Origin of the sequence: Olsenella sp. SW781 (assembly GCF_012027725.1) — a bacterium.
Lineage (GTDB): Bacteria > Actinomycetota > Coriobacteriia > Coriobacteriales > Atopobiaceae > Thermophilibacter.
Genome location: NZ_SJOU01000001.1, coordinates 133779 through 159665 on the forward strand (window position 1 = coordinate 133779; position 25887 = coordinate 159665).

Annotated in this window: 26 protein-coding genes and 1 tRNA gene; 10 read left to right on the top strand and 17 right to left on the bottom strand. The window is 69.0% G+C overall.

Going from position 1 to position 25887, the window contains the following annotated elements:
- The first annotated feature begins 157 nt into the window (after positions 1-157).
- The 6 genes from E0L17_RS00535 to E0L17_RS00560 all read left to right on the top strand — a co-directional run bounded on the left by E0L17_RS00535 (position 158) and on the right by E0L17_RS00560 (position 5416).
- Entirely contained in the window at positions 158-595 is a 438-nt protein-coding gene (locus tag E0L17_RS00535; protein ID WP_167929344.1) for a LysM peptidoglycan-binding domain-containing protein, read from the top strand.
- A 98-nt stretch (positions 596-693) separates the two neighbouring features.
- Positions 694-1143 carry a transcriptional regulator NrdR gene (nrdR, locus tag E0L17_RS00540; RefSeq protein ID WP_167929345.1) on the top strand — a complete coding sequence of 150 codons (450 nt, stop codon included), beginning with the start codon at positions 694-696 and terminating at the stop codon, positions 1141-1143.
- A complete protein-coding gene (gene dut / locus E0L17_RS00545) occupies positions 1136-1582 on the top strand; it encodes a dUTP diphosphatase (RefSeq protein WP_167929346.1) in 447 nt (148 codons plus the stop codon). The genes nrdR and dut overlap by 8 nt, the downstream gene beginning before the upstream one ends.
- A gap of 80 nt (positions 1583-1662) precedes the next feature.
- On the top strand, positions 1663-2976 hold the full coding sequence (locus E0L17_RS00550) for an NCS2 family permease (protein WP_167929347.1): 1314 nt from the start codon (positions 1663-1665) through the stop codon (positions 2974-2976).
- A gap of 77 nt (positions 2977-3053) precedes the next feature.
- Positions 3054-4328: a uracil-xanthine permease family protein gene (locus E0L17_RS00555; RefSeq protein ID WP_167929348.1), complete on the top strand. Its 1275-nt coding sequence runs from the start codon at positions 3054-3056 to the stop codon at positions 4326-4328.
- Between the two features lie 140 nt (positions 4329-4468).
- Positions 4469-5416, top strand: a complete 948-nt coding sequence (locus E0L17_RS00560) for an NAD(P)/FAD-dependent oxidoreductase (protein ID WP_167929349.1) — start codon at positions 4469-4471, stop codon at positions 5414-5416.
- 132 nt (positions 5417-5548) lie between these two features.
- Here E0L17_RS00560 and E0L17_RS00565 read toward each other — a convergent pair whose 3' ends face one another.
- From E0L17_RS00565 to serC, 9 genes are all read right to left on the bottom strand, one after another.
- On the bottom strand, positions 5549-7129 hold the full coding sequence (locus E0L17_RS00565) for a ClC family H(+)/Cl(-) exchange transporter (protein WP_167929350.1): 1581 nt from the start codon (positions 7127-7129) through the stop codon (positions 5549-5551).
- A 7-nt stretch (positions 7130-7136) separates the two neighbouring features.
- Positions 7137-7670 (bottom strand): adenine phosphoribosyltransferase, encoded by a 534-nt coding sequence (locus E0L17_RS00570; protein ID WP_167929351.1) that lies wholly within the window; start codon positions 7668-7670, stop codon positions 7137-7139.
- Between the two features lie 31 nt (positions 7671-7701).
- Complete coding sequence (gene ftsR / locus E0L17_RS00575; RefSeq protein WP_167929352.1) at positions 7702-8442, bottom strand: transcriptional regulator FtsR; 741 nt, start codon at positions 8440-8442, stop codon at positions 7702-7704.
- A 6-nt stretch (positions 8443-8448) separates the two neighbouring features.
- Complete coding sequence (locus tag E0L17_RS00580; protein ID WP_167929353.1) at positions 8449-8874, bottom strand: FHA domain-containing protein; 426 nt, start codon at positions 8872-8874, stop codon at positions 8449-8451.
- Between the two features lie 43 nt (positions 8875-8917).
- The gene (locus tag E0L17_RS00585) at positions 8918-9298 is read right to left on the bottom strand and encodes a RidA family protein (RefSeq protein ID WP_167929354.1); all 381 of its coding nucleotides are present in this window, start codon (positions 9296-9298) and stop codon (positions 8918-8920) included.
- Between the two features lie 48 nt (positions 9299-9346).
- Positions 9347-10195 carry a hypothetical protein gene (locus E0L17_RS00590; RefSeq protein ID WP_167929355.1) on the bottom strand — a complete coding sequence of 283 codons (849 nt, stop codon included), beginning with the start codon at positions 10193-10195 and terminating at the stop codon, positions 9347-9349.
- Positions 10195-10917 carry a CDP-alcohol phosphatidyltransferase family protein gene (locus E0L17_RS00595; RefSeq protein WP_353652921.1) on the bottom strand — a complete coding sequence of 241 codons (723 nt, stop codon included), beginning with the start codon at positions 10915-10917 and terminating at the stop codon, positions 10195-10197. The genes E0L17_RS00590 and E0L17_RS00595 overlap by 1 nt, the downstream gene beginning before the upstream one ends.
- Before the next feature lie 109 nt (positions 10918-11026).
- Positions 11027-12199, bottom strand: a complete 1173-nt coding sequence (locus E0L17_RS00600; RefSeq protein ID WP_167929357.1) for a 3-phosphoglycerate dehydrogenase family protein — start codon at positions 12197-12199, stop codon at positions 11027-11029.
- Positions 12200-12342: 143 nt separating this feature from the next.
- Complete coding sequence (gene serC / locus E0L17_RS00605) at positions 12343-13419, bottom strand: 3-phosphoserine/phosphohydroxythreonine transaminase (RefSeq protein WP_167929358.1); 1077 nt, start codon at positions 13417-13419, stop codon at positions 12343-12345.
- Positions 13420-13748: 329 nt separating this feature from the next.
- Between serC and E0L17_RS00610 the strand changes: the two genes are divergently transcribed.
- Positions 13749-15731: a hypothetical protein gene (locus E0L17_RS00610; RefSeq protein WP_167929359.1), complete on the top strand. Its 1983-nt coding sequence runs from the start codon at positions 13749-13751 to the stop codon at positions 15729-15731.
- Between the two features lie 381 nt (positions 15732-16112).
- Here the strand turns inward: E0L17_RS00610 and E0L17_RS00615 are convergent.
- Positions 16113-16189: transfer RNA gene (locus tag E0L17_RS00615), tRNA-Pro, on the bottom strand.
- Between the two features lie 158 nt (positions 16190-16347).
- On the opposite strand from E0L17_RS00615, the gene E0L17_RS00620 reads away from it, so the two are divergent.
- Complete coding sequence (locus E0L17_RS00620; RefSeq protein WP_167929360.1) at positions 16348-17106, top strand: SDR family NAD(P)-dependent oxidoreductase; 759 nt, start codon at positions 16348-16350, stop codon at positions 17104-17106.
- Between the two features lie 147 nt (positions 17107-17253).
- On the opposite strand, the gene E0L17_RS00625 is transcribed toward E0L17_RS00620, so the two are convergent.
- Positions 17254-18099, bottom strand: a complete 846-nt coding sequence (locus E0L17_RS00625; RefSeq protein WP_167929361.1) for a DUF3737 family protein — start codon at positions 18097-18099, stop codon at positions 17254-17256.
- A gap of 268 nt (positions 18100-18367) precedes the next feature.
- Entirely contained in the window at positions 18368-18925 is a 558-nt protein-coding gene (locus E0L17_RS00630; protein ID WP_167929362.1) for a cysteine hydrolase family protein, read from the bottom strand.
- A gap of 53 nt (positions 18926-18978) precedes the next feature.
- On the opposite strand from E0L17_RS00630, the gene E0L17_RS00635 reads away from it, so the two are divergent.
- Both E0L17_RS00635 and bilS read left to right on the top strand, forming a co-directional pair.
- Positions 18979-19293: an MGMT family protein gene (locus E0L17_RS00635; protein WP_167929363.1), complete on the top strand. Its 315-nt coding sequence runs from the start codon at positions 18979-18981 to the stop codon at positions 19291-19293.
- Positions 19294-19339: 46 nt separating this feature from the next.
- Positions 19340-19813, top strand: coding sequence for a flavodoxin family protein BilS (bilS, locus tag E0L17_RS00640; protein WP_167929364.1), 474 nt, complete (start codon positions 19340-19342; stop codon positions 19811-19813).
- Between the two features lie 3 nt (positions 19814-19816).
- Here the strand turns inward: bilS and E0L17_RS00645 are convergent, their stop codons facing one another.
- From E0L17_RS00645 to E0L17_RS00665, 5 genes are all read right to left on the bottom strand, one after another.
- Positions 19817-21625 carry an ABC-F family ATP-binding cassette domain-containing protein gene (locus E0L17_RS00645; protein ID WP_167929365.1) on the bottom strand — a complete coding sequence of 603 codons (1809 nt, stop codon included), beginning with the start codon at positions 21623-21625 and terminating at the stop codon, positions 19817-19819.
- 242 nt (positions 21626-21867) lie between these two features.
- Positions 21868-22704: a deoxyribonuclease IV gene (locus E0L17_RS00650; protein WP_286163182.1), complete on the bottom strand. Its 837-nt coding sequence runs from the start codon at positions 22702-22704 to the stop codon at positions 21868-21870.
- 52 nt (positions 22705-22756) lie between these two features.
- Positions 22757-23962, bottom strand: coding sequence for a bifunctional phosphopantothenoylcysteine decarboxylase/phosphopantothenate--cysteine ligase CoaBC (gene coaBC / locus E0L17_RS00655; protein ID WP_167929367.1), 1206 nt, complete (start codon positions 23960-23962; stop codon positions 22757-22759).
- Positions 23959-24681, bottom strand: a complete 723-nt coding sequence (locus E0L17_RS00660; RefSeq protein ID WP_167929368.1) for a zinc ribbon domain-containing protein — start codon at positions 24679-24681, stop codon at positions 23959-23961. Before E0L17_RS00660 ends, coaBC begins: the two co-directional genes overlap by 4 nt.
- A 12-nt stretch (positions 24682-24693) precedes the next feature.
- A complete protein-coding gene (locus tag E0L17_RS00665; protein ID WP_167929369.1) occupies positions 24694-25884 on the bottom strand; it encodes a cysteine desulfurase family protein in 1191 nt (396 codons plus the stop codon).
- Positions 25885-25887: the final 3 nt, after the last annotated feature.

The following is a 25887-nucleotide window of genomic DNA, read 5'->3' on the forward strand; positions in this document are numbered from 1 at the left end:
TTTCGAGATATTCGCAAACATTTGTTCGTCAAATCTCTTGACACGAACAATTGTACCACCATAATTGAGTACAGACGTTCCGGTAATTCCGAGGGGCCAATTATTGTCCGGCCCGTCCGATATAACCGTCCCAGCACACAGAACGAGAGGGGACACCATGAGCCACAACGCCTGCACCGCCGTCTACGCCTTCGAGGGCACCGCCGCGCTCGCCGCGCGTCCCGCACGCCGCCTCACCCTGGTCGAGGGAGGCCTTGGTCGCAGGCACGGAGCGCCCGTGCGGCGCGCGGGGGAGCTCGACGCGAGGCAGCTCGGCCTGGCCCTCGTCGCGGGCGTCGCCGTTGTGGCCGCCATCGTGCTCGGGTCCATCCTCTCCGACCTCGTCATATCGTCCTCGCGCGCCCGAGCCCTCGAGGGCGTCGCCACGACGACCGTCACGGTCTCGGAGGGCGACTCCCTCTGGGGCATCGCGGCCGAGCGCCCCGTCGACGGCGTCGAGACCGCGGACCTCGTGCGCTGGATCGCGGACGCCAACTCCCTCGACGACGCCTCGCTGCGGCCCGGCCAGTCCCTCGTCGTTCCCGCGAGGGGATAGCGGCCCTTCCTTTCCAACGCATTTCAAGACGGCCCGACCGCGGCATCTTTGTGCATTTTGTGATAACTTCACTAGGTGCCGTTTGCCGAGGAGGTTAGATGCGCTGTCCCAAATGCGGTTGCGAGGAGTCGAAGGTCGTCGACTCGAGGCCCTCGGAGAGCAATGACGCCATCAGGCGTCGCCGAGAGTGCACGAGCTGCGGGTTCAGATTCACCACGTACGAGCGCTGCGAGGAGGTCCCGCTCCTGGTCATCAAGCGCGACGGCCACAAGGAGCCCTTCGACCGGCAGAAGCTCATGCGCGGCCTCCTCACGGCCACGGTGAAACGCGACGTCCCCATGAGCGCCCTCACGGGGCTCATCGACAACATCGAGTCCACGCTTCGCGACTCCGGCAGGACGGAGGTCACCTCAGCCGACCTGGGCAGCATGGTGCTCAAGCGCCTGGTCTCCATCGACAAGGTCGCCTACGTCCGCTTCGCCTCCGTGTACCGCGACTTCAAGGACGTCGACGAGTTCAGCGAGGAGCTGAGGAGCCTTAATGACTGACGACAGGATCGACCTTCCCATCAAGCGGCTCGACCCCACGGTCGAGCTGCCGACCTACGCCTACGAGGGGGACGCCGGGCTCGACCTCAGGGCCAACGAGGACGTGACGCTCGCCCCGCACGAGCGCCGGCTCGTCTCGACGGGCCTCGCCATCGCCATCCCGGAGGGCTACGCGGGCTTCGTGCAGCCCAGAAGCGGCCTTGCGCTGCGCGAGGGCCTCTCGATGGCGAACACCCCCGGCCTCATCGACGCCCACTACCGCGGCGAGCTCAAGGTCTGCGCCGTCAACCTCGACGACCGCGAGCCCATACGCATCGAGCGCGGCGAGCGCATCGCGCAGCTCGTCATCCAGCGCGTCCCCGTCGTACGCCTCGTCGAGGTCGACGAGCTCGACGAGACCGACCGCGGCGCCGGCGGCTTCGGCTCGAGCGGCGTCTAGGCCCCGCGCATCAGGTTCCCCCGCCGCCCGTGCGGCGTCCGAACGCAGTGTACGTGTCACAACGGAAAGGGATGCATTACATGGAAAAGTTCTTCAAGGCCCAGCAGAGGGGGTCGAGCGTCGGACAGGAGCTTCGCGCCGGCCTGACGACGTTCCTCGCGATGGCGTACATCATCGCGGTGAACCCCTCGCTGCTCACCCAGGCGGGCATTCCCGCGACGGCAGCCGTCACCGCCACCTGCGTTGGCGCCGGCATCATGACGATCTGCATGGGCCTGTTCTCCAACCGCCCGCTCGCCTGCGCCTCCGGCATGGGCGTCAACGCCGTCTTCGCGTTCAGCCTGACCGCCATCGCGGGCGGTGACTGGCACGCCGCGAGCGCCGTCATCTTCATCGAGGGCATCGCGATCCTCATCCTGGTCCTCTGCGGCCTGCGCGAGGCCATCATGGACGCGATCCCCGTGTCCCTGCGCCACGCGATCTCTGTCGGCCTCGGCCTGTTCATCGCGATGATCGGCCTCAAGGACGGCGGCATCATCGTCGCCGACGAGTCCACGATGGTCGCCCTCGGCGACGTCTTCAGCCCGACCTTCCTCGTCGGCCTCATCTCCATCATCGCGACGATCGTGCTGTACGCCATGAACGTCAAGGGCTCGCTGCTGCTCGGCATCATCGTCGCCGTCGTCGCCGGCATCCCCCTCGGCGTCACGCAGCTTCCCGCCGGCATCGTGTCCGGCCTCGACTTCTCCTCCTTCGGCGCCCCGTTCCTCGCCGACGAGGCCGGAGTGATGGGCATCGCCAAGGTCGTCACCAACCCTACGCTCCTCGTCTTCGCGTTCTCCCTCATGATGTCCGACTTCTTCGACACCATGGGGACCGCGATGGCGGTGGCCAAGCAGGGTGAGTTCCTCGAGCCCGACGGCCGCGTCCAGAACATCAAGGAGATCTTGATCGTCGACTCCGCCGCCGCCGCGGTGGGCGGCCTGACCGGCGCCTCCTCGATCACCACGTTCGTCGAGTCCGCCTCCGGCGCTGCCGACGGCGGCCGCACCGGCCTCACCTCCGTCACCGCCGGCGTGCTGTTCATCATCGCCGCGTTCTTCTCGCCGCTCATCTCCATCGTCAACTCCGCCACCACCTGCGGCGCCCTCGTGTTCGTCGGCTTCCTCATGATGAGCGAGGTCGCGGAGATCGACTGGTCCGACCTCCTCGAGGGCCTGCCTGCCTTCCTCATCGTGGCCGGCGTCCCGATGACCTACTCGATCTCGAACGGCATCGGCTTCGGCTTCATCGCGTACGTGATCGTCGCCGCCGTCACCGGCCAGCTCAAGAAGGTCAAGCCGCTCATGTGGGTCGCGGCCGTCGCCTTCCTCGTCTACTTCCTCGTCGTCTAGCGCGAGGCGCCCCTGCGCGGGCCCGGGCACGGCGCCCGGGCCCGCTTTCTTGTACGCACGTCCCGAAGGGAGGTCTCATGAGCTCTCATGAGCGTGAGGTCATCGGCGTCGACGACCGCGTCTCGGTCGGCCGCGCCATTCCGCTCGGCATCCAGCACATGATGTCGATGTTCGGCTCGACGGTGCTCGTCCCGGTCCTCACCGGGCTCGACCCCAACGTCGCCATCATGTGCTCGGGCATCGGAACGATCTGCTACCTGCTGGTGACCGGCAACAAGATCCCGAGCTACCTCGGCAGCTCGTTCGCCTTCATCAGCCCCATCCTCGCCGTCGGCGCGACCAAGGGGCTTGACGCCGCCATGTCCGGCGTCATCGTCGCCGGCATGGTGTTCCTCGTCGTCGCCGGCATCATTCGCCTCGTGGGGACGGGCTGGCTCGACCGCTTCCTGCCGCCCGTCCTCGTCGCGTCGGTGATGGTCGTCATCGGCGTCGGCCTCTCCGCGACCGCGGCCGACATGGCCTTCATGACCGACCTGCCGGACGGCACGTCCGCGTTCTTCGGCGTCGGTGCCATCGTCGCCGCCGTGACGCTGGTCGCCGCCGTGGTCTTCTCGAGCATGGGCGGCATGTTCGGCACCATCCCCGTCCTTCTCGCCATCATCGTCGGGTATCTCGTCTCCATCCCCTTCGGCCTCGTCGACTTCTCGCCTGTCGCGCAGGCCGCCTGGGTCGGCCTGCCGAGCGTCTCGGCGCCCCGCTTCGACTGGGGCGCGGTCGCGCTCATCGCCCCGGTCGCCGTCGTCGTGGTCATCGAGCACATCGGCCACCTGCTCGCGGTCGGCGAGATCGTGGGCAAGGACTATCGCTCCATGCTGCCGCGCTCGCTCGCCGGCGACGGCATCTCCACGATGATCTCCGGCTTCCTCGGCGGTCCCCCGACGACCACCTATGCGGAGAACATCGGCGTCATGAGCGTGACCCGCGTCTACTCGACGCAGATCTTCTGGTACGCGGGCGGGTTCGCCCTCGTCATCGGCGGCTTCTGCCCCAAGCTTGCGGCGCTCATCCAGTCGATCCCGAGCCCGGTCATGGGCGGCGTGTCGCTCCTGCTCTTCGGCCTCATCGCGTCGAATGGCCTGCGCATGCTCGTCTCCAACCGCGTCGACTTCGACGTCAACCGCAACCTCATGATCGCGTCGGTCGTCATCATCCTCGGCGTGGGCATGGAGACCTCCGGCATCGCCATCCCCATCGGCGACTACACGCTTCCCGGCATGGCCACCTCGGCGCTGGCGGGCATCCTGCTCAACCTGATCCTTCCGGGCCGCCCGTCCGCGGAGGCGGACGACTAGGGCGAGCCGTCCCGCATATTTCGTTGACGAGAGGGTGGTTCGCTATATGTGGGCCGCCCTCTCTCATTTTGGCGTTGCGGCGGGGGAGCATGGGGTACCATCAGAGAAAGGAAGTCAGGAGCAGGGGAGGAGCCCGCATCATGGAAGCAACTCAGAAGGACCTTGTCATCGTGGGCGGGGGGCCTGCCGGCCTCTCGGCCGCCATCTACGCGAGCCGCTCGCTTCTCGATGCGGTGACGCTCGAGCGGGAGGCCCTCGGCGGTCAGGTCATCCTCACGAGCGAGGTCGACAACTACCCGGGCGTCCCGCACGCGGACGGATACGGTCTCACGGAGGCCATGCGGGAGCAGGCGGTCGGCCTCGGGGCCGAGATTAGGATGGAGCCCGTCGAGTCGCTCGAGCGAGACGCCGAGACCGGCCGCCTCCTGGTCCGCACGCCGTCGGCCGCGTATGACGCCGCCGCCGTCATCGTCTCCGCCGGCGCGCAGCCGCGCAAGGCCGGCTTCGATGGCGAGGACCGCTTCGCGGGGCACGGCGTCTCGTACTGCGCCACCTGCGACGGGATGTTCTATAGAGGCAAACAGGTGTTCGTAATTGGTGGGGGAAACTCGGCTGCCGAGGAGGCGCTCTTCCTGACGCGGTTCGCGAGCAAGGTCACCGTGGTCGTGCGCAAGGACCACCTGAGGGCGCAGGCATCTGTCGTGTCGGAGCTCGAGCGCAACGAAAAGGTCGAGCTGCGCCTCATGACGAGCATCGTCGAGGTCGACGGCGGCGAGCTCCCGTCGAGCATCACGTTCCGCGACAACGCCACCGGCGAGACGCGCGTCGAGACCTATGAGGAGGGCTCGTTCGGGATCTTCGTCCTCGTGGGCCGCGTGCCCGAGTCAGGGCTTCTGAGAGGCCTCGTCGAGCTTGACGAGAGCGGCTATGCGGTGACGGACGAGCGCATGGCCACGACGACCCCGGGGCTCTTCGTGGCGGGCGACGTGAGGAGAAAGCCGCTCAGGCAAATCGTCACGGCGGCCTCGGACGGCGCCATCGCCGCGACGAGCGCCGCGGCGTACCTGGGACATCCCGTCGAGGGATGACGTCATCCCTCGGGTTCTCGGACCGTCGTCTCAGACAATGCGTTGAGGCGGCGGTCCCCTTCTCTTCCTGCGATTTCTAAAACCGCGATAATATATCTTATGTAAAGTAGCGATGACGGAAAGAATCCCCCGTCAGAGGACGCGCTGCGAGGACATGAGGCGGAGCTTGAGGAAGGCGTCGTCGGTCACCGATGAGTCGACGATGACCAGGAGGCGGTCGAGCGCCTCGATGCGCGTGCTCCCCGTGGGCACCACGTCACCTCCCGCGCGCTCGATCGTCACGACGCGCATCCCGTCGGGCCACGGCACCTCGCGGACGAGCATCCCCTCGAGGCGGCTTCCCGCGCCCACGAGGATGGTCTGAAGCGACTTTCCGCCCACCGTCCCCGCCCCTCTATCGGCCTCGTGACCCGAGGAGCCGAGAAGCGCCGCGAGCAGGTGCTCGTAGAACGACTCGGTCTCGGTGAGGTTGGCGGTCACATAGGCCACGACGGACACGATCGAGGCCGAGAGAAGCGCGTCGAGCGAGCCGGTGAGCTCGAAGACGAGCACGACGGCCGTCACGGGCGCCCTCACGACGCCCGAGAAGAGCCCGGCCACGCCGAGCGCGACGAAGTTCGGGAAGTACTCCCCCGGCACCCCGAGCGCGCCAGCCGCGCGCGCGAAGAGGCCGCCCATGAGGGCCCCCATGACCACGAGCGGCAGGAGCGTCCCTCCCGGCGCCCCGGAGCCGAAGCAGACGGTGGTGAAGAGGTACTTGCCGAGCAGGAGCGCGAGGATGGCCGCGACGCCGAGCCCCTGGGGGGACTCGAGGAGCTCGATGATGGCGTCCCCGCCGCAGAGGAGCTCCGGCCAGGCGAAGGCAACGATGCCCGCGAGCGCGAAGGGCACGGCGAGCCGCGCCAGCGGCAGGTGGGAGCGCACCCTCCCGAAGAGGTCCTGGCAGGCGAACATGCCCCGGTTGTGGAGCGCGCCGAGGACTCCCGCCAAAAGGCCGAGGGCCACGACGAAGGCATAGCTCGCATGCGGCAGGTCGGCCCCGAGGGCGAGGCTGATCACGGGCGAGACGCCGAGCGCCTGGGAGACGAGGTAGTCTGAGGCGACCGACGAGCACATGACAGAGATGATGAGCGGCGCGGTGAACTCCTTGTGGATCTCCTCGAGCGCAAAGAGGACGCCGGTCAGCGGGGCATGGAACGCGGCCGACATCCCGGCGGCGGCGCCGCAGGTCACGAGCAGGCGCTCCTCTCCCCTCTTCCTGCGCAGGGCACGGGAGACCGCCTTTCCCGACATGCCGCCGAGCTGGACGGACGGACCCTCGCGGCCGAGCGAGAGCCCGGCGAGGGCGAGCATCGCGCCCTCGGCGAACTTTGCGGGCAAGACCCTTCGCCAGGGGGCGTCCATGCGGTCGACGACCTCGGCGTCGATCTGCGGGATGCCGGAGCCGGAGGTGGCGGGCTCCCAGACGATGAGGGCGGAGACGCAGGCGAGAAGAACGGCGAGGACCGCGAACCACGCGGCCATGAGCAGCGGGCTTCCCGCCGCGGCGCCCGTGACGAGGCGCAGGAGCCGCTCGGCGTTCGAGAGGACGAGGCGGTAGAGCGTGACCACGCCGCCCGCGACGAGCCCGACGACCAGGCCCTCGAGCACGAGGGCGACCTGGAAGCGCCGAGAGAGGCGCCTGACTATCTCCTGTTGCGGAAGGTCCTCCATCCGGGCGCTAGGAGACCTTGACGAGGGTGTAGACCTCGTGGTCGCACGCCTCGGAGATGACCTCGCGGGGCTTGAGGAAGGCGAGCTCGAGGATGAAGGCGAAGCCCTCGACGGCGGCGCCCGACTGCTCGACGAGGCGCGCGGCCGCGATCGCGGTGCCGCCGGTCGCGACGAGGTCGTCGACGACGAGGACGCGGTCGTCGGGGGTCAGCGCGTCGCGGTGGATCTGGATCTCGTCGGTCCCGTACTCGAGCGAGTAGCTCTGGGAGTAGACGGCGCGCGGGAGCTTGCCGGGCTTGCGGGCGGGCACGAACCCGCAGCCGAGTCGGTATGCGACGGGCGCGCCGATGAGAAAGCCCCGCGCCTCCGCGCCCACGACCTTGGTGATGCCCCGCCCCTCGAAGTGCCCGGCGATGTCGTCGACGACGGCGCGCAGCGCCTCGGGGTCGTCGAAGAGCGGCGTGATGTCCTTGAAGACGACGCCCGGCTCGGGATAGTCGGGGATGTCGATGATGCGGCTCGCGAAGTCGAAGTCTGACAAGGCTTCCCTCTCCTCTCGCGGGTGACCGGGCCTAGCGCTCGGCGCCCTTGTCCTTGAACGGTTCCTTGACGCGCCTCTGGATGAGCTCGTCCCTCACGGCGTTCGTGAGGCCGAGCATGCGGGAGAACGCATGGTTGAAGCGCTGGCGCGTCTCGTCGGTGGGCTCGAGCTCGACGCCGCCTCCCTTGCGGGCATAGACGACGAGGGCCTGCTCGAACATGGCGGACTCGCGGTTGGCGGCGATGACGTACTGGCGGAGGTTCTTCGGCCCGATTCCGAAGTGGCGCAGCTCGTCGCAGACGCGGATGAGGGGGAAGTCTCGCCCGTCGACGAGGTCGCGCCCGTGGGGGGACCTCGTGAGCGTGATGACGCCGGCCTCGGAGAGCTGGCGCACGAAGCTCGCGGTGGCGCCGGTGAGCTCGGGCATGCGGTCGATGGGGTGGAGCTTGCCGGCGACCTCCTCGTCGTCGACGGGGAGCGCTATGGGGTCCGCCCCCCCGAGCTCGGGGCTCGGCTGCTGGCCGCTGTCCGCGCGCTCCAGCTCCTCCTTGATGACCGAGAGCGGGAGGAAGCGGTTCTTCTGTAGATAGAGGATCGTCTCGAGGCGCCTGACGTCGCGCTGCGAGTAGAGGCGGTAGCCGCTCGGCGTGCGCGAGGGGTTGAGAAGGCCCTCGTCCTGCAGGTAGCGCACCTTGGACACGGAGAGGTCGGGGTACTGCTGCTGCAGTCGCTTGACGACCTTCCCTATGGTCAGGTATCCCGCGTCGGCCATGGGGGCTTACGCCTCCGCGTCGATCCTGCGCGGGCGGCCGTTCACGTGGAACACCATGCGGAACGTGCCGATCTGGATGGTGGAGCCGTCCTTGAGGCTCGCCTTGCTCACGATGGCGCCATCGACCCAGGTCCCGTTGAGCGAGCCGAGGTCCTCGATGGTGGCGAGGCCGAGCGCGCTGTTGGAGAGGTCCATGGTGGCGTGGCGGCGCGAGACCGTCATGTCGTTCAGGAAGACGCTGTTCTTGGGGTCGCGCCCGAGCGTGATCTCGGGGGCGTCGAGCTCGAAGGTCTCGCCGATCTGCGGCCCCTTCACGATGGTGAGCGTCGGGTGGGCGGGCTTTGCCGTCCCCATGAGGTCGGGGATCGTCGAGTCCGCGGCGGGCATGCGGAAGATCTCGGTGGAGCCGGCGCTGGTATTGGTGTTGGGCATGTGTCTCCCCTCGTTTCTGTTCAGAGTACCATCATAGCGCGCTTCACCTGCACGCGACACAGTCCATCTCAATCAGGGCGCCAAGCGGCAGCTCGGAGACCCCCACCACGGCCCGGGCGGGGGCCGGGGTCGTGAACCTGCGCGCGTAGACCTCGTTCATGGCATCCATGTCCTCGAGGCTCGCGAGGTAGACGGTGGTCTGGGCGACGTCGGCGAGCGTGCAGCCCACCTCCCCGAGGATGGACTCGATGATGTCGATGACGCGCTCGGTCTGCTCGGTGATGCCGCCCGGGACGAGAGAGCGCTTGTCGTCCGGGGAGATCGGGAGCTGGCCGGAGGCGAAGACGAGCCGCCCGGCGGTCGTGCCCTGCGAGTAGGGGCCGATGGCGTCGGGCGCCTCCTGCGCGTTGATCGAGTACTTCACGTCTGCCTCTCCCCTCTCGGGGCATCGCCCCGATCGCGTTGCGCGCCCCTAGGACGCGAGCCCCCGCGCCCCGACGAAGTCGTCCCCCGCCCTGACGATGCCCCATCCCTCGAGCTTGGCGCGGCCGAGGGCGACGGGGCCCGGCGCGGAGAGCGCCGCGGCCCAGGGGAGCCGGCTGGCGAACAGCTCGCGGACGGCCTCGACGCCCACCGGGGACACCTCGGCGAAGGACAGGAGGCTGCGCCAGATCGCGCGCGCTGACGGCGCGGGGACGAGCAGGAGGTATGCCTCGGCGTCGATGACGGGGACCCGCGCTACGAGGGCGGGGATCGCGTCGAGCAGCACGGAGGCGACCTCGCCGGTGCGGGGCAGGCGCGCCCCGGTCCGCACGAGGTAGTCGGAGACCACGCGACCGGCGCCGTCCCCGGCGCAGAGCAGGGGCACGAGCATGCCGCACGCGTCCTCGAGCGAGCAGTCCCGAAGGGGCCCCTCGTCGCCGCCTGCGCCCCGCACGAGCTCGAGCCAGGCGGTGGTCGCCTCGCCGCGCGGGGTCGGGTCGAGCAGCACGTGCTCGTGGTCGCCCGTCCTCAGGACGAGCGGGGCGCCCAGCACGCTGCCGTCCCCCCGAAGCACGGCCTCGAAGGAGGCATCGCCCACCGAGAGGGGCCTGCCGGCGAGCGCCGAGCGGGCGAGGTCGGGAGCGGCGTCGCCGGAGAGCAGGGCGTAGGTCGTGCCCGTGAGGTCGGCGACGACGGCGCCGAGGAGCGCCTCGCCCAGGTCCTTCTCGCCCTCGCAGGGGTAGGAGCGCACGGCGAGAAGCCCGGTCGACTCGTTGGGCAGAAAGCTTGCCCCGAGCAGGAGGTGCTCCTCGTAGAGGGTTCCCATGCGTGCGTCCATCAGCGCTCGCCCTCTCTGCTCGCGCGAATGATGCCGAGGGCGGTGCGGGTGTAGACGACGGCGGTCGCGGTAGAGCAGACGACGCCGGCGTACACGAAGAAGATGCCGAGCGCGGCGGCCTGGTCGTTGAGCCCAGGAAGCCAGGACGCGGCGACGACGCCGAGCCCGTCGATCACGGGCATGCCGAGCAGGAGGTCGCAGAAGCCGAACATGAGCAGGGCCGTGGCGACCTTGCCGATGTAGGCGACGTCGATCGGGCGCACGCGGAAGTGCCTGAGGACGAGGCTGCCCGCGGCGAGGTAGACGTCGCGGCCGATGACGAAGACGGGCACCCAGACGGGCAGCTCCCCCATGACGAGGAGCCCGAGCACGCCGGTGAAGAGCAGCACGCGGTCCATGATCGGGTCCATGATCTTCCCGAGCCAGCTCACCGTCTGGGTGCGCCGGGCGACCTGGCCGTCAAGGAAGTCGGTCACCGCGGCCACGGCGTAGCAGGTGAGGGCGAGGGCGCGGTTGCCGCCGCCCGTGAACAGCGCGAGGAAGGCGAACGTGAGGGCGAGGCGGCAGAAGGTTATGACGTTGGCGACCGTGAGGACCTGGGTGGAGGGGTTCTCCGACGAGCCGACGGGCGCGTTGGCGCGGCCGGTCCTCTGTCGCTCCGCGGCATCGGCGTCCGCGATGTCGCGGAGCAGCGACGTGATGCGGTCGGTTCTCTCTGACACTACTTGCCTCTCGAGCCTGGGTCTACACTCCTCAAACGAGATACCCATATTAGCGTACTTTCAATCGCTCGCCCCGGGCGCCTCCCGGGGCGAGCGAGCCCGGGTGCGGCTAGGGGCGCTCGATGACGCGGACGCGCCGCACGCCCGCGATCTGGGAGAGCTGCTCGCCCACCTCGGGGGTGACGTCGCCCGATACCTCGATGAGCGTGTAGGCGTTGCTGCCACGGCTCTTGTTGGTCATGTTCTCGATGTTGAGGCCCGAGGCGGCGAGCGTCGCGGAGAGGAGGCCGATGACGCCCTGCACGTTCTCGTGGAAGATCGCCACGCGCTCGTCGCCCTCGCCCACGGGGCCGAGGTCAACCTGCCCGTAGTTGACGGAGTTCCTGATGTTGCCGTTCTCGAGGTAGTCCTTGAGCTCGTTGGCGGCCATGACGGCGCAGTTGTCCTCGGCCTCGCCGGTCGAGGCGCCGAGGTGCGGCAGCACGATGGCGTTTTTCATGTTGGCGCTCGCCGGGTTGGCGAAGTCGGTGACGTAGCGGCCCACGCGGCCGTCGTCGAGCGCCTCGGCGAGCGCCTGCTCGTCGACGAGCAGGTCGCGCGCGAAGTTGAGCAGCACGGCGCCGCGCGGCATGCGCGCGATCATCTCGGCCGAGATCATCTTGCGCGTTGAGTCGGTGGCCGGGACGTGCAGCGTCACGAAGTCGCAGCGGGAGAGCATCTCGCCGAGGTCAGTGACGTGCTCGATCCTGCGGTCGAGGCTCCACGCCGCGTTGATGGAGAGGTACGGGTCGTAGCCCATGACCTCGCAGCCGAGGTCGATGAGGGAGTTTGCGACCGCGGCCCCGATGGCCCCGAGGCCGACGACGCCGACGCTCTTGCCCGCGAGCTCGCAGCCGCCGAACTGCTTCTTTGCCTTCTCCGCCTTCTTGCCGACGTCCGGGTCGTCGCTGTTCTCGGCCACCCACGCCGCGCCACCGATGACGTCGCGGCAGGCGAGGAGCATGCCGCAGATGACGAGCTCCTTCACCGCGTTGGCGTTCGCACCGGGCGTGTTGAAGACGACGACGCCCTGCTCGGCGCAGCGCTCGACGGGGATGTTGTTGACGCCGGCCCCCGCTCGGGCGATGGCCAGAAGGCCGTCTCCGAGCTCGAGCTCGTGGAGGTTCGCGGAGCGCACCATGAGGGCGTCGGCGCCCTCCGGCTCGCTCACGAACTCGTAGCCCTCGCCGAGGTGGTCGGTCCCGACCTTGGCGATGTTGTTGAGGCAGCAGATCTTGTACATGGTTCCCTCCGCAAAATGGGGACGTGTTTTTTCGCGCAGAAGATTTGGGACAGGTTCCGTACCTGGCTGGTAAGGGGTACGCGCTCGCCCAGAGAACCTGTCCCAAATCTTCTGCGCGAAAAAACACGTCCCCATTTTGCAGGTCAGTGAGAGAGCTCGAAGTCCTTCATGAAGCTGACGAGCGCCTCCACGCCCTCGCGAGGCATGGCGTTGTAGATGGAGGCGCGCATGCCGCCCACGGAGCGGTGGCCCTTGAGGTTGACGAGCCCCGCCTTGGCGGCCTCGGCGACGAACTCCGCGTCAAGCTCCTTGTTCCCGGTCACGAACGGCACGTTCATGAGCGAGCGGTCGCGCGGCTCCACGGTGGACGAGAAGAGCTCGGACTCGTCGAGGAAGTCGTAGAGCACGGCGGCCTTCTCGGCGTTGCGCTCCCCCATCGCGGCGAGCCCGCCGTTCTTCTCGATCCACTTGAAGACCTTGCCGCAGACGTAGATGCCCCAGCAGTTGGGGGTGTTGTAGAGCGAGCCGGCGTCGACCTGCGTCTTGAGGCGCAACATCGTGGGGACGCCCGGCAGCTCGTCGGGTACGAGGTCCTCGCGCACGATCACGATCTGGACGCCCGCGGGGCCCACGTTCTTCTGCACGCCGGCGTGGATGAGGCCGTAGCGGGTGACGTCCACGGGCTCGGAGAGGAACATCGAGCTCTGGTCGGCCACCAGGACGTGGCCCTTTGTGTTGGGCAGCTCGCCGAACTTGGTGCCGTAGATCGTGTTGTTCTCGCAGATGTAGAGGTAGCTCGCGTCCTCGCGGATGGGCAGGTCGGAGCAGTCGGGGATGTAGGAGAAGTTCCTGTCCGCGGAGGAGGCCACGGCCACGGCGTCGCCGAGGATCTGAGCCTCCTGGAAGGCCTTCTTGGCCCAGTTGCCGGTGATCACGTAGTCGGCCTTGCCGTTGGTGGCGAGGTTCATGAAGACCGTGGAGAAGAGCAGGGAGTCGCCGCCCTGGACGAAGATGACCTTGTAGTTCTCGGGGATGCCCATGAGGCTCCTGAGGTCCGCCTCGGCGTCGTCGATGATCTTCTGGAAGACGGAAGATCGGTGACTCATCTCCATGACGCTCATGCCGCAGCCGGCATAGTCGAGCATCTCGTCCGCGCACTGCCTGAGGACCTCCTCGGGCAGAACGGCGGGGCCAGCGGAGAAGTTGTACACGCGTGCCATGTCGTCCTCCAATGTCTGGTGCAGAAACGTCCCTCCATCTTAGGCACGCCAGTGTGTCGTGCGGGTTTCCGCCGCGCAAACGCCGTGTGGCGTGAGCGACGCCCGGCATGTATGCGCCCGCGTCAGTAACATAAATGCGTTGACCAAAGGCGATATAGCGGGAGTATATTGAAATATACGTTACCTTACGTCATCGTCTAACCGCTCGCCAGCGGGGAGGCGCCGTTCGTCGGTTCTTCTCGCTATGGGGCGCCCTCCTGCTCGCCAGCGGGTCCGCGACGTGCTACCGTGCGCGCACCCAAGACACCCGAGACGATGCGGAGGTCACGATGGACGTGCGGGATAGCGTGCAGGAAGCGGGGCGCGAGCGTCCCGACGAGAGGCTGGCGGGGCGCGCCCGACTCGCGCGGGTCGCCTGCGGCGTGGGGCTGGGGCTCGCCCTCGGGCTCGGCGTCGCGATGGCCCCCGTCCCCGTCACGGCGGGGGTGGCCCCCGTCGGCGCCGCCGTCGCCCGCGCGGCCGAGGGAACGGGCCTCAGTCAGGGCGACCCGATTGTGATCGACGCGTCCGAGGAGGCCGAGAACCCCTTCCCCGACAAGCTCACGCCCGAGATGATCGCCGAGAGCACGCACGAGGGCAAGGGCCCCTACCAGAACTACGCCATGTACGTCGAGCTCGAGATGAAGGACGGCTCCGTGGTGAAGATGCCCTTCAAGCCCAACGCGCTCAACATGCCCCCGCTCGAGCCCTTCGTGCAGTATCACGACCAGCTCGCGCACATCCACTTCTACGTGGCGTTCATGCCCGCGAACCTCTCCTACGGTCACGGCTTCACGTTCACCGTGGGACACCTCTCCTATGACGCGTGGGACAGCCCCAACCCGCTCGTCTCGGGCCCCGGCAACGGCTCGTTCCAGCTGCTCCCCACCTCCGTGGTCAGGCACAACGGCGAGGACCTGCCCGCCCAGGGCATCTACTGGCGCATCAACTATCCCGTCGGGGCGACCCAGTACTTCGAGGTGCGCTTCGACGTCCCCGAGGGCGCCACGACGATCGTCGCGGACGGCTATCCCGGAACTCCCGACGCCACGGTCCCGCCCGGGAACCTGTTCCGCAGCTATCGGACGCAGCAGCCCACGAGCGCGACCTTCCACCTCGTCGAGGAGGGGGCGTATCGCGCCGCGCGCGGGCTCGGCGCCAAGGACCCGATCCGGGAGCGCAGCGCGGGCGAGCGCGCCTATTCCGAGGCCCCCTTCCCGCCGCTCGACGTCGCCGACCTCGCAGAGCCCACGGTCACGCGCGGGTCGTCCCAGACCGCGTACGGCTCGATGATGCTCTACGGCCAGCCCCTCCTCAGCCCCGAGGGCTCGCCGAGCAAGGACTTCGTCTACGACGCCGCGGCGGACCGCTGGGTCTACGGCGAGGTGAAGCCCACCTACGCCGAGCTCGCCGCCCGCACGATTCCGGGCTACGTCCTCGTGGGCGACGACATCGACAAGGCCCCGCACCCCGAGAGCGCCGACGCTAACGACCCGCTCAAGGCGGAGGGCCAGGGTAACCACTACCTCACCATGGCGCGCGACGCGTCGGGGAGGGTCTATCGCGACAAGAACTACTACCTCGTGTATCGCTCGCTGCCCATCCCGGTCAACTTCACGGTCACCACCGGCGGCACGCCCGTCGAGGGGGTGGCCTATGACCTCCTCGCCGTGGTCGACGGCCAGGAGCGGCCTGTCGCGAGCGGCCTCGCCTCTGACGCCGCCGGGTCCTTCTCGCCGGCCACCAAGGCGACGCCCGCCTATGAGGAGCTCCAGGCCGTCGCGGCGCGCGACGACGCCTTCGATGCCGACGCCCGCGCGTGGCGCGACGGCGACGACGCCTACCTCGTGCCGGGCGACTACGTGCTGAGGCCGACGTCCGCGCCGGAGGGCTACGAGGCGAGCGAGCTTCGCTTCACCGTGGTGCCGATCGGCGTGACCGGCTCCGAGGAGGAGGGCTACGCGGTGACGCCGCAGCACTTCGACCTCGCCGCGAGCGTGAAGAGCACGCCCGAGCCCGAGCCTCAGCCCGGGGTCGACCCCGGGTCAAGGCCGTCGACCGACGCGCCGTCCGGACGCGAGGGAGGCGCGTCCGCGACGGCGCGCGGCGATGCGAAGCCTGCCGGGAAGCGCGCCCGGAAGCGGCCGCTGCCCGACACGGGCGACGCCACGCCGACGAGCGCCGGCGCTGTGGCGACGGTCGGCGTGACGGCCCTCGCGGCCGGGGCGGCGATCGCCGTGCGCATGGGCGGAAGGAGGCGGCGGGCCCGCTAGGAGGGCGCAGGCGCGCGATCAGGGGGCGCGGGGGTGACAGTCTCCCGTGCCCCCCTTCATGTCCTTGACGCTTCCGCGAGGAGCTCCGGGACGCCCTGCGTCAACGATTCTGGGGTCGTGGCAATCCAGCCGTCCGCAGTGTTGCGGAATGTGGGGTCGTGGCGGCAATCGCCCTGCCACGACCCCACATTCCGCAACGGGGCGAGAAGAACGCCCAGTTGGTGCACGGCCGTGATTGCCACAACCCCCAACGGGACAACGCCACGGCCCCGGAAACTGCCATGACCCCCAATCCCACAACACGTTCGTGGGAACCCGGGCGTCCAGCCGGTTGCGACGCACGAAAAAGGCCAGGGATGACTCCCTGGCCTCGTCAATTCCTGGTCGGGTGGACTGGATTCGAACCAGCGACCCCTTGACCCCCAGTCAAGTGCGCTACCAAACTGCGCCACCACCCGGTCGTTGTGCGAGGAAGAACTATAGCACCCTTCCCTCGGCGTGACAAGTACGAATTTGAGCGCGTTCTTCTCGCGACAGCCGCCCGCCGAAGGGGCACCCCGACGCCGCTGCGTCGCGGCGTACCATGGGTCCGTCATCCCAGCGAAAGGAGAAGAACATGCTCAACCTTGACTTCCATGGCCGCGTCGCCCTCGTCACGGGCGCCTCCTCGGGCCTCGGCGTCGCCTTCGCGCACGCCCTCGCCGAGCAGGGCGCCGACGTCGCCATCCTTGCCCGCCGCGTGGAGCGCCTCGAGCGGGTCGCCGACGAGTGCCGCGCCTTTGGTGTCCGCTGCCTGCCGGTGGCCTGCGACGTCTCGAGCGAGGAGTCCATCAAGGCGGCCGTCGCGCAGGTGAAGGAGGAGTTCGGCCGCATCGACGTGCTCGTCAACAACGCGGGCGTCTGCGAGTACGCGCCGCTCGAGGACCACACGACCGCACAGTGGGACAAGGTCATCGCCACCGACCTCACGAGCGTCTTCCTCATGACGCGCGAGGTGGCGCCGCTCTTCCGCGAGCAGGGCTACGGCCGCGTGGTCAACATCGCCTCGGTGGGCGCCATCCAAGCGGGCGCCACGCAGATCGGCTACTTCGCCGCCAAGGGCGCCGTCCTGCAGGTCACGCGTGCGCTCGCGGCCGAGCTCGCGCCCTACGGCGTGCTCGTGAATGCCATCGCGCCGGGCGTCTTCGACACCGAGATGACCCACGACGCCCTCGAGGCGGAGGGCTCGCTCGTCCTCAAGAACCGCACCGTCCTCAAGCGCTTTGCCGACCCGGTGGAGCTCGTGCCGCAGATGCTCGTCTTCGCGAGCGAGGCCAACACCTACTGCACCGGTCAGACCATCTACGTCGACGGCGGCCTCACGACGCAGCTGTAGTGGTTGGGGCGGCCCGCGGACGCCTTGGACAAGCATCCCGTCCACGGGCCGCCCCGACTTTTCCTGGCGAGAAGGACGTGCGGGTTCTGGACGCCATTCCACGCGGAGACGTGAACAGGCGGCATGCTCTTCTCGCCCGCCGCTCCCCTAGCCCGAAACCACCACGACACCCGTGGCGCCCTCGATGTCCCGGATTACCTCGCCTACGGCCGGCAGCGTGATACGGCTCCCCTCGAGCGGGTTCTTGATGCTCGCGATGGGCGCCGTGAGCGCGGCCTGGACGTGGCTACGCTCGAAGGCGAGGTCGCAGCCCTCCATCCGACAGTTCACGAGCCGCAGGCCCCTGCAGTAGCAGAGCGGCTGCGTGCCCTCGATGAGGCAGTTCTCAAAGGTCACGTCCTCGCTGTACCAGCCGAGGTACTCGCCCTTCACGTGCGAATCGCGCACCACGACGTTCTTTGCGTGCCAGAACGCATCCTTGGTGTCGAGGTCGCAGTCCTCGAAGACGGCGTCCTCTATGTACTGGAACGAGTACTTTCCTGAGAGGCGCACGTTCCGGAAGAGGAGATGGCTCGAGCGCATCATGAAGTATTCGCTTTCGGCCGCGCAGTCCTCCATCTCGATGCCGTCCGTGGACCAGCCGAATTCGGGCGAGGCGATGTCGCAGCCGCTCATGCGGACGTCCGCGCACTCGCGCAGCGCCTTGATGCCGTGGAGCCGGCTGCCCTCTATCGTGACGTCGCGTGAGTACCAGAGCGCGGCGCGGCAGAGCTCGGTCATCTCGACGTCGCGGAGCGTGAGCCCGCGGTCATGCCAGAACGGGTAGCGCAGGTTCATGAAGGCCCCGTCAACGGTGACGCCCTCGCACTCCTTGAAGGCGCTCTCGCCGTCGGCGGGCCCGTCGAAGCGGCAGTTGCGCACGACGAGGTCCTTCTCGCCGTACAGGGCCCGCTCCTCATCGAACGTCCGGTTCTCAACGATCTTCTCGCCCATCACATTCCCTCCCAAGCGTGGAAAAGGGACTGTCCCTTTTCCACATCCTGGGTCCAGTTTAGCGACGCAGCGTCATTATGTACAATTCCCATACCGCATGAGATGTCATGCGGAAATGGCATGGGTGAGGTTGCGGATATGGTGAGGTGCCTCCGGCGCAGGCGAAAATTAATCCGCCCTGTGGCATCAAGGCCAAGGAGCCATCAGGGAAAACGCGACGTGGGGGCATCAGGGGGCGGATTAATTTTCGGGGGGTGCCCGTGCTCCGCTACCCCAGCGCCGCCTCCAGCTCCGCGACGGTCACGAGCTGGGACCCATAGCACTTCTCGCAGTGCTCGAGCGCGCCCTCCTGGGTGCCGCAGAGGAAGGTCATCGTGGCGTCGGTCACCACGACGGACGCGTAGTTGTTGAAGTAGGCGTCGGCAAGCGTGTGAAGGACGCAGATGTTGGTGTCCGCGCCCACGGCGATGACGGTCGTGACGCCCAGCTCGCGCAGGGTGAGGTCGAGGTCGGTCTGGAAGAAGCCGGAGTAGCGGCGCTTGGGGACAATGATGTCGCCTTCCCCCACCTCGATCTCGGGGAAGATGCGGGACTCGCCGGCGATGCCGTGCTCACCCCAGAGCGCGAGCTCGCGATCGAGGCCGCGGACGTGGGCGTCGTTGCAGAAGATCACCGGGACGCCGGCGGCGTGGCAGGCGGCCACGGCACGCGCCACGGCATCGCGGTAGGCGGCGGTCGCGGCGTCGGGGTCGTAGAGCGAGTCCTCGCCCACGGCCTCGATGGCGTCGATGACGAGCAGGGCGGAGGCGTTCTTCTCGAGCTCCATGGTGGGGTCCCCCTTCGATTGGTGTAGCCTGAGCATAGCGGATTGGAGGCGCTATGGAGCAGTCGTTCTTCGAGCGCGCCTGGGACGTGGTGCGCCAGGTCCCGGAGGGACGCGTAGCCAGCTACGGCCAGGTTGCGCGCCTCATGGGGGCGCCGAGGTGCGCCCGTCAGGTTGGCTACGCCATGCACGGCAGCCCCGGCGTCGCCGGCGGCGTGCCGTGCCACCGCGTGGTCTTCGCGGACGGCTCCCTCGCGCCCGGCTTTGCCTTCGGGGGCCCGGGCGAGCAGCGACGGATGCTGGAGGCGGAGGGCGTTGGCTTCCTTCCCAGCGGGCGCGTGGACATGAAAACCTCCCAGTGGGAGGTTTAGAAGCGCGCCCTTGGGTACAAGATGGCTAGCCAACAGAGGAGGATTCATGACCTGCGCAATCATCTGCAGCTCAAAGACCGGAAACACCGAGAAGCTCGCTCAGCGAGCGAGAGACGTCCTGGGTGACGCGATCGTCGACTCCGTCGCCGATGCCGACACGGTCCTTCTTGGCTCTTGGACCGACAAGGGCGGACTTGACCCGGCGCTGTCAGATGCCCTCGCCGCGCTCGACGGAAAGCGCGTCTTCCTCTTCGGCACCTGCGGCTTCGGGGGCAGCCAGGCGTACTACGACCGCGTGCTCGACCGGTTCCAGTCCGCATTGCCCGAGGGCGCGGAGGTGGTTGGGCGCTTCATGTGCCAGGGCCAGATGCCGCCCGCAGTGCGCGAGCGCTACGTCAAGATGGCAGAGCAGGACCCGAAGAGGTTCGGTCCCATGATCGAGAACTTCGACCGCGCGCTGGGTCATCCCGATGTCGCGGACCTCGACGCCTTCGAGGCGGCTCTGCGCGCCGCGCTCTAAGACCTACTCGATGCCGAGCCTCTCGGAGAGCTCGAGCCACTCGTCCTCGAGGTCCTCTCGCTCGGCGAGGCACGCGTCGAGCGCCTCCTGCGCGGCCATGAGGGCGGCGTAGTCGCTCGCGTCCACGGCGGCCATCTCGGCGCGCAGGCGGTCAGGCTCCCCCGCCGTCTTCTCGAGCTTGCGGCTCACCGCGTCGAAGCGTTTCTTGAGCTCGCGGCGCTCCTGGTTGGTGAGGCCGGACGCCGCGGGGCGAGAGGGACCGTCCTTCTGCGCCTCAGGCGCGGCGGCGGCCGACGACCCGTCGTCCTTCTCGTCCAGCAGGCGCAGGTACTCGTCCACGCCACCCGGGACGTGGCGCACGTGGCCGTCAATGAGCGCGAACTGGTCGTCGGTCACGCGCTCCATGAGGTAGCGGTCGTGGGAGACCACGAGCAGCGTGCCCGGCCAGCTGTCGAGCAGGTCCTCCATCACGGCGAGCATGTCCGTGTCGAGGTCGTTGCCCGGCTCGTCGAGCACGAGCACGTTGGGCTCCTCCAGGATGACGCAGAGGAGCGCCAGGCGCCGACGCTGCCCGCCGGAGAGGTCCTTGATGAAGTTCTGCAGCTCGCGCTGCTCGAAGCCCAGGCGCTCGATGAGCTGCGTGGGGCTCTGCATCTTGCCGCCCACGAGGTAGCTCCGCTTGTAGCGGCCGAGGACCTCGAGCACCCGCCAGTCGTCCTTCTCGCCGAGCGCGTCGAGGTGCTGGCTCATGAAGCCAAAGCGCACCGAGGCGCCGATCTTCACCGTTCCGGACGTGGGCGCGAGAGCCCCCGTCATGAGCGCGAGCAGCGTGGACTTGCCCGCGCCGTTGGCGCCGAGTATGCCGTAGCGGTCGCCGGGGCCGATGAGCCAGTCCACGCCGTCGATCACGCGCGGGCCGTTCGCGTACGCAAAGCACACGTCCTTCATCTCGATGACCTGCTTGCCCAGGCGGCTCACGGCAAGGCGCTTGAGCTCGAGCGGGTTTCTGAGCGGCGGGTCGTTGGCGATGAGGGCGCGCGCGGCCTCGATGCGGAACTTCGGCTTGCTCGTGCGCGCCTTGGCGCCGTGCGCAAGCCAGTTGAGCTCCTTGCGCAGCGTGTTCTGGCGGCGCTCCTCGATGACGGCCGCCTGGCGTTCGCGCTCCACGCGCTGCTGGATGTAGGCGGAGTAGCCGCCCTCGAAGGGCTCGATCCTGCGGTCGTGGACCTCCCACATGTGCTCGCAGACCTCATCGAGAAACCACCGGTCGTGCGTGACCACGAGCAGCGCCCCCTCGCCCGCCGGCCAGCGGCGCTTGAGGTGGTCTGCCAGCCACTCGATGGCGGCGAGGTCAAGGTGGTTGGTGGGCTCGTCCATGAGGATGACGTCCCAGGTGTGGCAGAGCACGCGGCAGAGGTCCACGCGGCGCCGCTGCCCGCCGGAGAGCTCGCCCACGAGGCCGTCGAGGTCGAGGTCGCCCACGAGCTCGTCAAGGATCGCGCGGATGCGGGCGTCCGAGGCCCAGGTGTACTCCGGCACGTCGCCGAAGATCGCGCGCCGCACGCTGTCCTTGTCGCCGAGCTCGTCCGACTGGCCGAGGTAGCCCACGCTGATGCCGCGTCGCCACGTCACCGTGCCCGCGTCCGGATCAAGCACGTGGCCCACGATCTCGAGCAGCGTTGACTTGCCGTCGCCGTTGCGGCCCACGATGCCGATGCGCTCGCCCTCGTTGATGCCTATGGTCTGGTCCTCGAGCACGCGCTTGCCGGGCCACTCGTGGCCCACGTGCTCGAGTCCGATGAGGATTCCCATCGCGGGTTCCTTCCTGTCGCGGTCCCGGACCATTATAGGGCCGCCCGCCGCTCTTGCCGCGCGCGGCGCGCCGCTCCGTCACGCGGTTGGAGGATTTATTACATGGAATACCATGTAGCAACAGGCGTCCGGACGTGGGAAACGGCCTTCGAGGGCCCGTTGCCCCCTTCCCTTTCATGTAATAAAAACGTCAATCGACCGTAGCGCGGTGCGGCACGGGAGGCGAGAAGGACGCCCGCCCGTCACTCCCCCGTCGCGAGCCCGCGGAGCAGAGCGATCTCCTCGGCCCAGCCGTCAAGCCCGGGCTGCGGGGTCTCGAGGACCATCGGCAGGCCGGCGAGGCGCGGGCTCGTGACCACGGCGCGGAAGGTCTCGAGTCCGAGCGTGCCCGCGCCGATCTTCTCGTGGCGGTCCTTGTGGGACCCGAGCGGGTTCTTGGAGTCGTTGAGGTGCAGGGCCCTCAGGCGGTCGAGCCCGATCACCCGGTCGAACTCGTCGAGCACGCCGTCGAGGTCGCCCACGATGTCGTAGCCCGCGTCGGCCACGTGGCAGGTGTCCAGGCACACGCCGAGGAGCTCGTCGTGCGCGACGCCGTCGATGATGCGCGCGAGCTCTTCGAAGGAGCGCCCGACCTCGGTGCCCTTGCCCGCCATGGTCTCCAACAGGACCGTCGTGGACTGACCGGGCACAAGGACCTCGTTCAGGCCCTCGCAGATGAGGCGGATGCCCTCGTCCGCGCCCTGCTTGACGTGGGAGCCGGGGTGGAAGTTGTAGAGGTGGCCGGGCAGGCGCTCCATGCGGGCCAGGTCCTCGCGCATCGCCCGACGTGCGAACTCCACGGTCTCGGGCTTCGCGGAGCAGAGGTTGTAGGTGTACGGAGCGTGCGCGACGAGCGGGCCGATCTTGCGCTCGCGAAGCGTGTCGAGAAACGCGGCGAGGTCGGCGTCGTCAAGCTCTCGCGCGTTGCCGCCGCGCGGGTTGCGCGTGAAGAACGCGAACGTGGTGGCGCCGATGGAGACGGCGTCGGACGCCATGGCCGCATAGCCGTTCGCGGTTGAGAGATGGCAGCCTATCAGCAAACCTGTCCCCTTTTCTCTGAGAGAAAAAACACGTCCCCTATTTGCGCGTCCCCTATTTGCGGACCCGGTCGAGGATGGCGTTGGCGACGTCGGAGAGCGGCATGGTCTCGAGTTGCTCCACGCCGGCGGCGGAGACGAGCGCCACGCGGTTGGTGTCCGCCCCGAAGGTGGACTCGGGGCGGCTCACGTCGTTGGCCACGATGAGGTCCGCTCCCTTGCGTCGGAGCTTCTCCGTGGCGTGGGCGAGGAGGTCGTCGGTCTCGGCGGCAAAGCCCACGACGACGCGCCCGCCCTTGACGGCGCAGAGGTCGGCCAGGATGTCTGCGGTCTCCGTGAGCTCGATCGCCTCCAGGTGCTCGCGGGACTTCTTGAGCTTGTGGTCGGCCGGGGCGGCGGGCGTGTAGTCGGCCACGGCGGCGCTGCAGATGGCGGCGTCGGCGTTCGCGAACGCGGAGAGCATGGCATCGTGCATCTGTGCGGCGCTCTCTACATCCACGCGGCGAACGCCGGCGGGCGCGGAAAGCGACGTGGGGCCGGAGACGAGCGTCACGTCGGCGCCGCGGCGCGCCGCGGCCGCTGCGATCGCGTAGCCCATCTTGCCCGTGGAACGGTTGGCGATGTAGCGCACGGGGTCGATTGCCTCGTGCGTGGGGCCGGCGTTCACGAGCAGCCGAACGCCGGCGAGGTCGTGCGGGACGAGAAGCGCCAGCGCGGCGGAGACGATCTCGTCCACGCCCGCGAGCTTGCCCTCGCCCACGTCGCCACAGGCGAGCCGCCCGCTGTCGGGGCCCACGAAGCTCACGCCGCGCGCGCGGAGCGTGGCGGCGTTCGCCTGCGTGGCGGGGTTCTGCCACATGTGGACGTTCATGCCCGGGGCCACCAGCACGGGGCGCGGGCAGGCGAGGATGGTCGTGGTGAGGCAGTCGTCGGCGATCCCGCAGGCCATCTTGGCCATGACGTTGGCCGTGGCCGGCACCACGACGGCGGCGTCGGCCCACTCGGCGAGCTCGATGTGCGGGATGGGCGAGTCGGGGTTGCCGTAGAGCGAGGTCGCCACGGGGGCGCCGGAGAGCGCCTCGAAGGTGGCCGTCCCCACGAAGCGCTCCGCGTCGGCGGTCATGGTCGCGCGCACGTCGCAGCCGGCCTTCTGGAGGCCCCTCAGGACCTCGCACGCCTTGTAGGCGGCTATCCCCCCGCAGACGGCGAGAAGGACGCGCGGCCTGCGGCCCTCGCGCGCCGCGGCGGCCTCCCCGCTCACTCCTGCCCCTCCTCGGACGTGATGAGCATGCGGTGGCAGTACGGGCACTCCGTGATCTCCTCCCCGTGGGAGAGGTCGTGGAACTGGCTGGGTTGGAGCCTCACGCGGCAGACAGAGGGGACGTTGCCGTTGAGGCGCTCGACGGCGAGGCCCCTGAAGCGCTTCCTCGCCGCCTCGTAGGCGGCCAGATGCTCGGCGGTGAGCTCGGCCGCGGCCGCCTCGCGCGCCCGCGAGAGGGAGACGATCTCCGCCCTGATGCTCTTCGAGCCCTCGTCGAGCGAGGCCTGCGTGGCGGCGCGCTCGGACTCGATGCGCTCCTCGGTGCGCCGGGCGTTTCGCTCCGCGCGCTCGAGCCGCTCGAGACGCTCGTGCGCGGGGCCGAGCGCGAACTCGCACTTCTCGATGCGCTTGGCGAGCGAGGTGAGCTGGCGCTCGTAGTCGCGGAGCTCCCGGTGCGTGAGGGCGCCGGAGTCCGCCTGGGCCTGGACCTCGGCGGACTTCTCGCGGTAGTGCGCGAGCTCGGCCTCGGTCTCCTCGATCTCTATCTGCGCGTCCTTGCGCTGCCCGACGATGCCCGTGAGCTCGGCCGCGACCTTCTTGCGCGCGAGCTCGATGGTCTTGAGGCGGGCCTGCTGCGGCATCTTGGCCAGGCTCGAGGCGAGCTTGAGGAGCCTGAGGTCGAGGTCCTGGAGGGAGAGGAGTGCTGCTGCTTCGGTCATCGGTTCCCCTTGCTATCTGCGCCCGCGACGTCGGTCGCCGGCATGGTCACGTACGATTTCGAGAAGCGCCTCGGCGAGGCGCTCGAGGTCCTGCCCGGCGACGCGCTCGTCAAACGAGACGCGCAGCGACCCGAGGGCGCTCTCGCGCGGGACGCCCATGGCGAGAAGGACGTGGCTCGCGTCGAGCGAGCCGGAGGAGCAGGCCGAGGCGGCGGAGACCTCGAAGCCGGCCTGGTCGAGCTCGAGGACGAGCGTCTCGGAGTCGAGCCCGGGCACCATCACGCTGACGATGCCGGGAAGTCGCGAGGACCCGTCGTAGGGCAGCGGCGTCGTCTCCACGATGCCGCTGCCCGGCGCGCAAAGGGCGCGGACGAGCGAGTCGGCGCGCCGGGAGACGTCGGCGGCGGCGTCGGGCAGCGCCCCGCAGGCCGCCCGCGCGGCAGCGGCGAAGGCGAGCGCGCCACGCACGTCCTGGGTGCCCGCGCGCATGCCGCGCTCCTGCCCCCCGCCGAACGTGAGCGGCCTCATCGGCGCGCGCCCGCGGACGAGCAGTGCGCCCACGCCCACGGGGCCGCCGAGCTTGTGGGCGGCGACGCTCGCCGCGTCGACCTCGGAGAGGTCGAGCGGAAGGTGTCCGAAGGCCTGGACGGCGTCCGTGTGGAAGAGCGCGCCGGCGGCGTGCGCGGCGCGGGCGAGCGCGCCCACGGGCTGGCAGGCGCCGGTCTCGTTGTTGGCCGCCATCACCGAGACGAGGGCGCAGCCCCCGTCGACGAGCCCCTCGAGCCCCTCGGGGCGCACGACCCCGTCGGCGCCGGCGCCGGCGAGGCGCACCTCGAAGCCGCGGTCGCGCAGGACCGGGGCGAGGTCGAGGACCGAGTCGTGCTCGATCTGGGAGAGCACGACGGTGCGCCGGCGCGAGTCGCGGGCCCGGGCCCCCTCGGCGAGCCCGAGGACCGCGAGGTTGTTCGACTCGGTGCCGCCCGAGGTGAGGATGACGTCCGATGGCCTGAAGCGGCCGCCCGCGCAGCGCGCGATGTCGGCCCGCGCGCCGTCGAGGGCGCGCGCGGCGGCGCGGCCGAGCGTGTGGAGCGAGTTGGGGTTGGCCCCGGCGATCTCGCTCGCCTCGTAGGCGCGCTCAGCGGCGAGCGACTCCTCGCGCGCGGGAGCCGAGGCGGCGTAGTCGAGATAGGTCGGGCTCGTCACGGC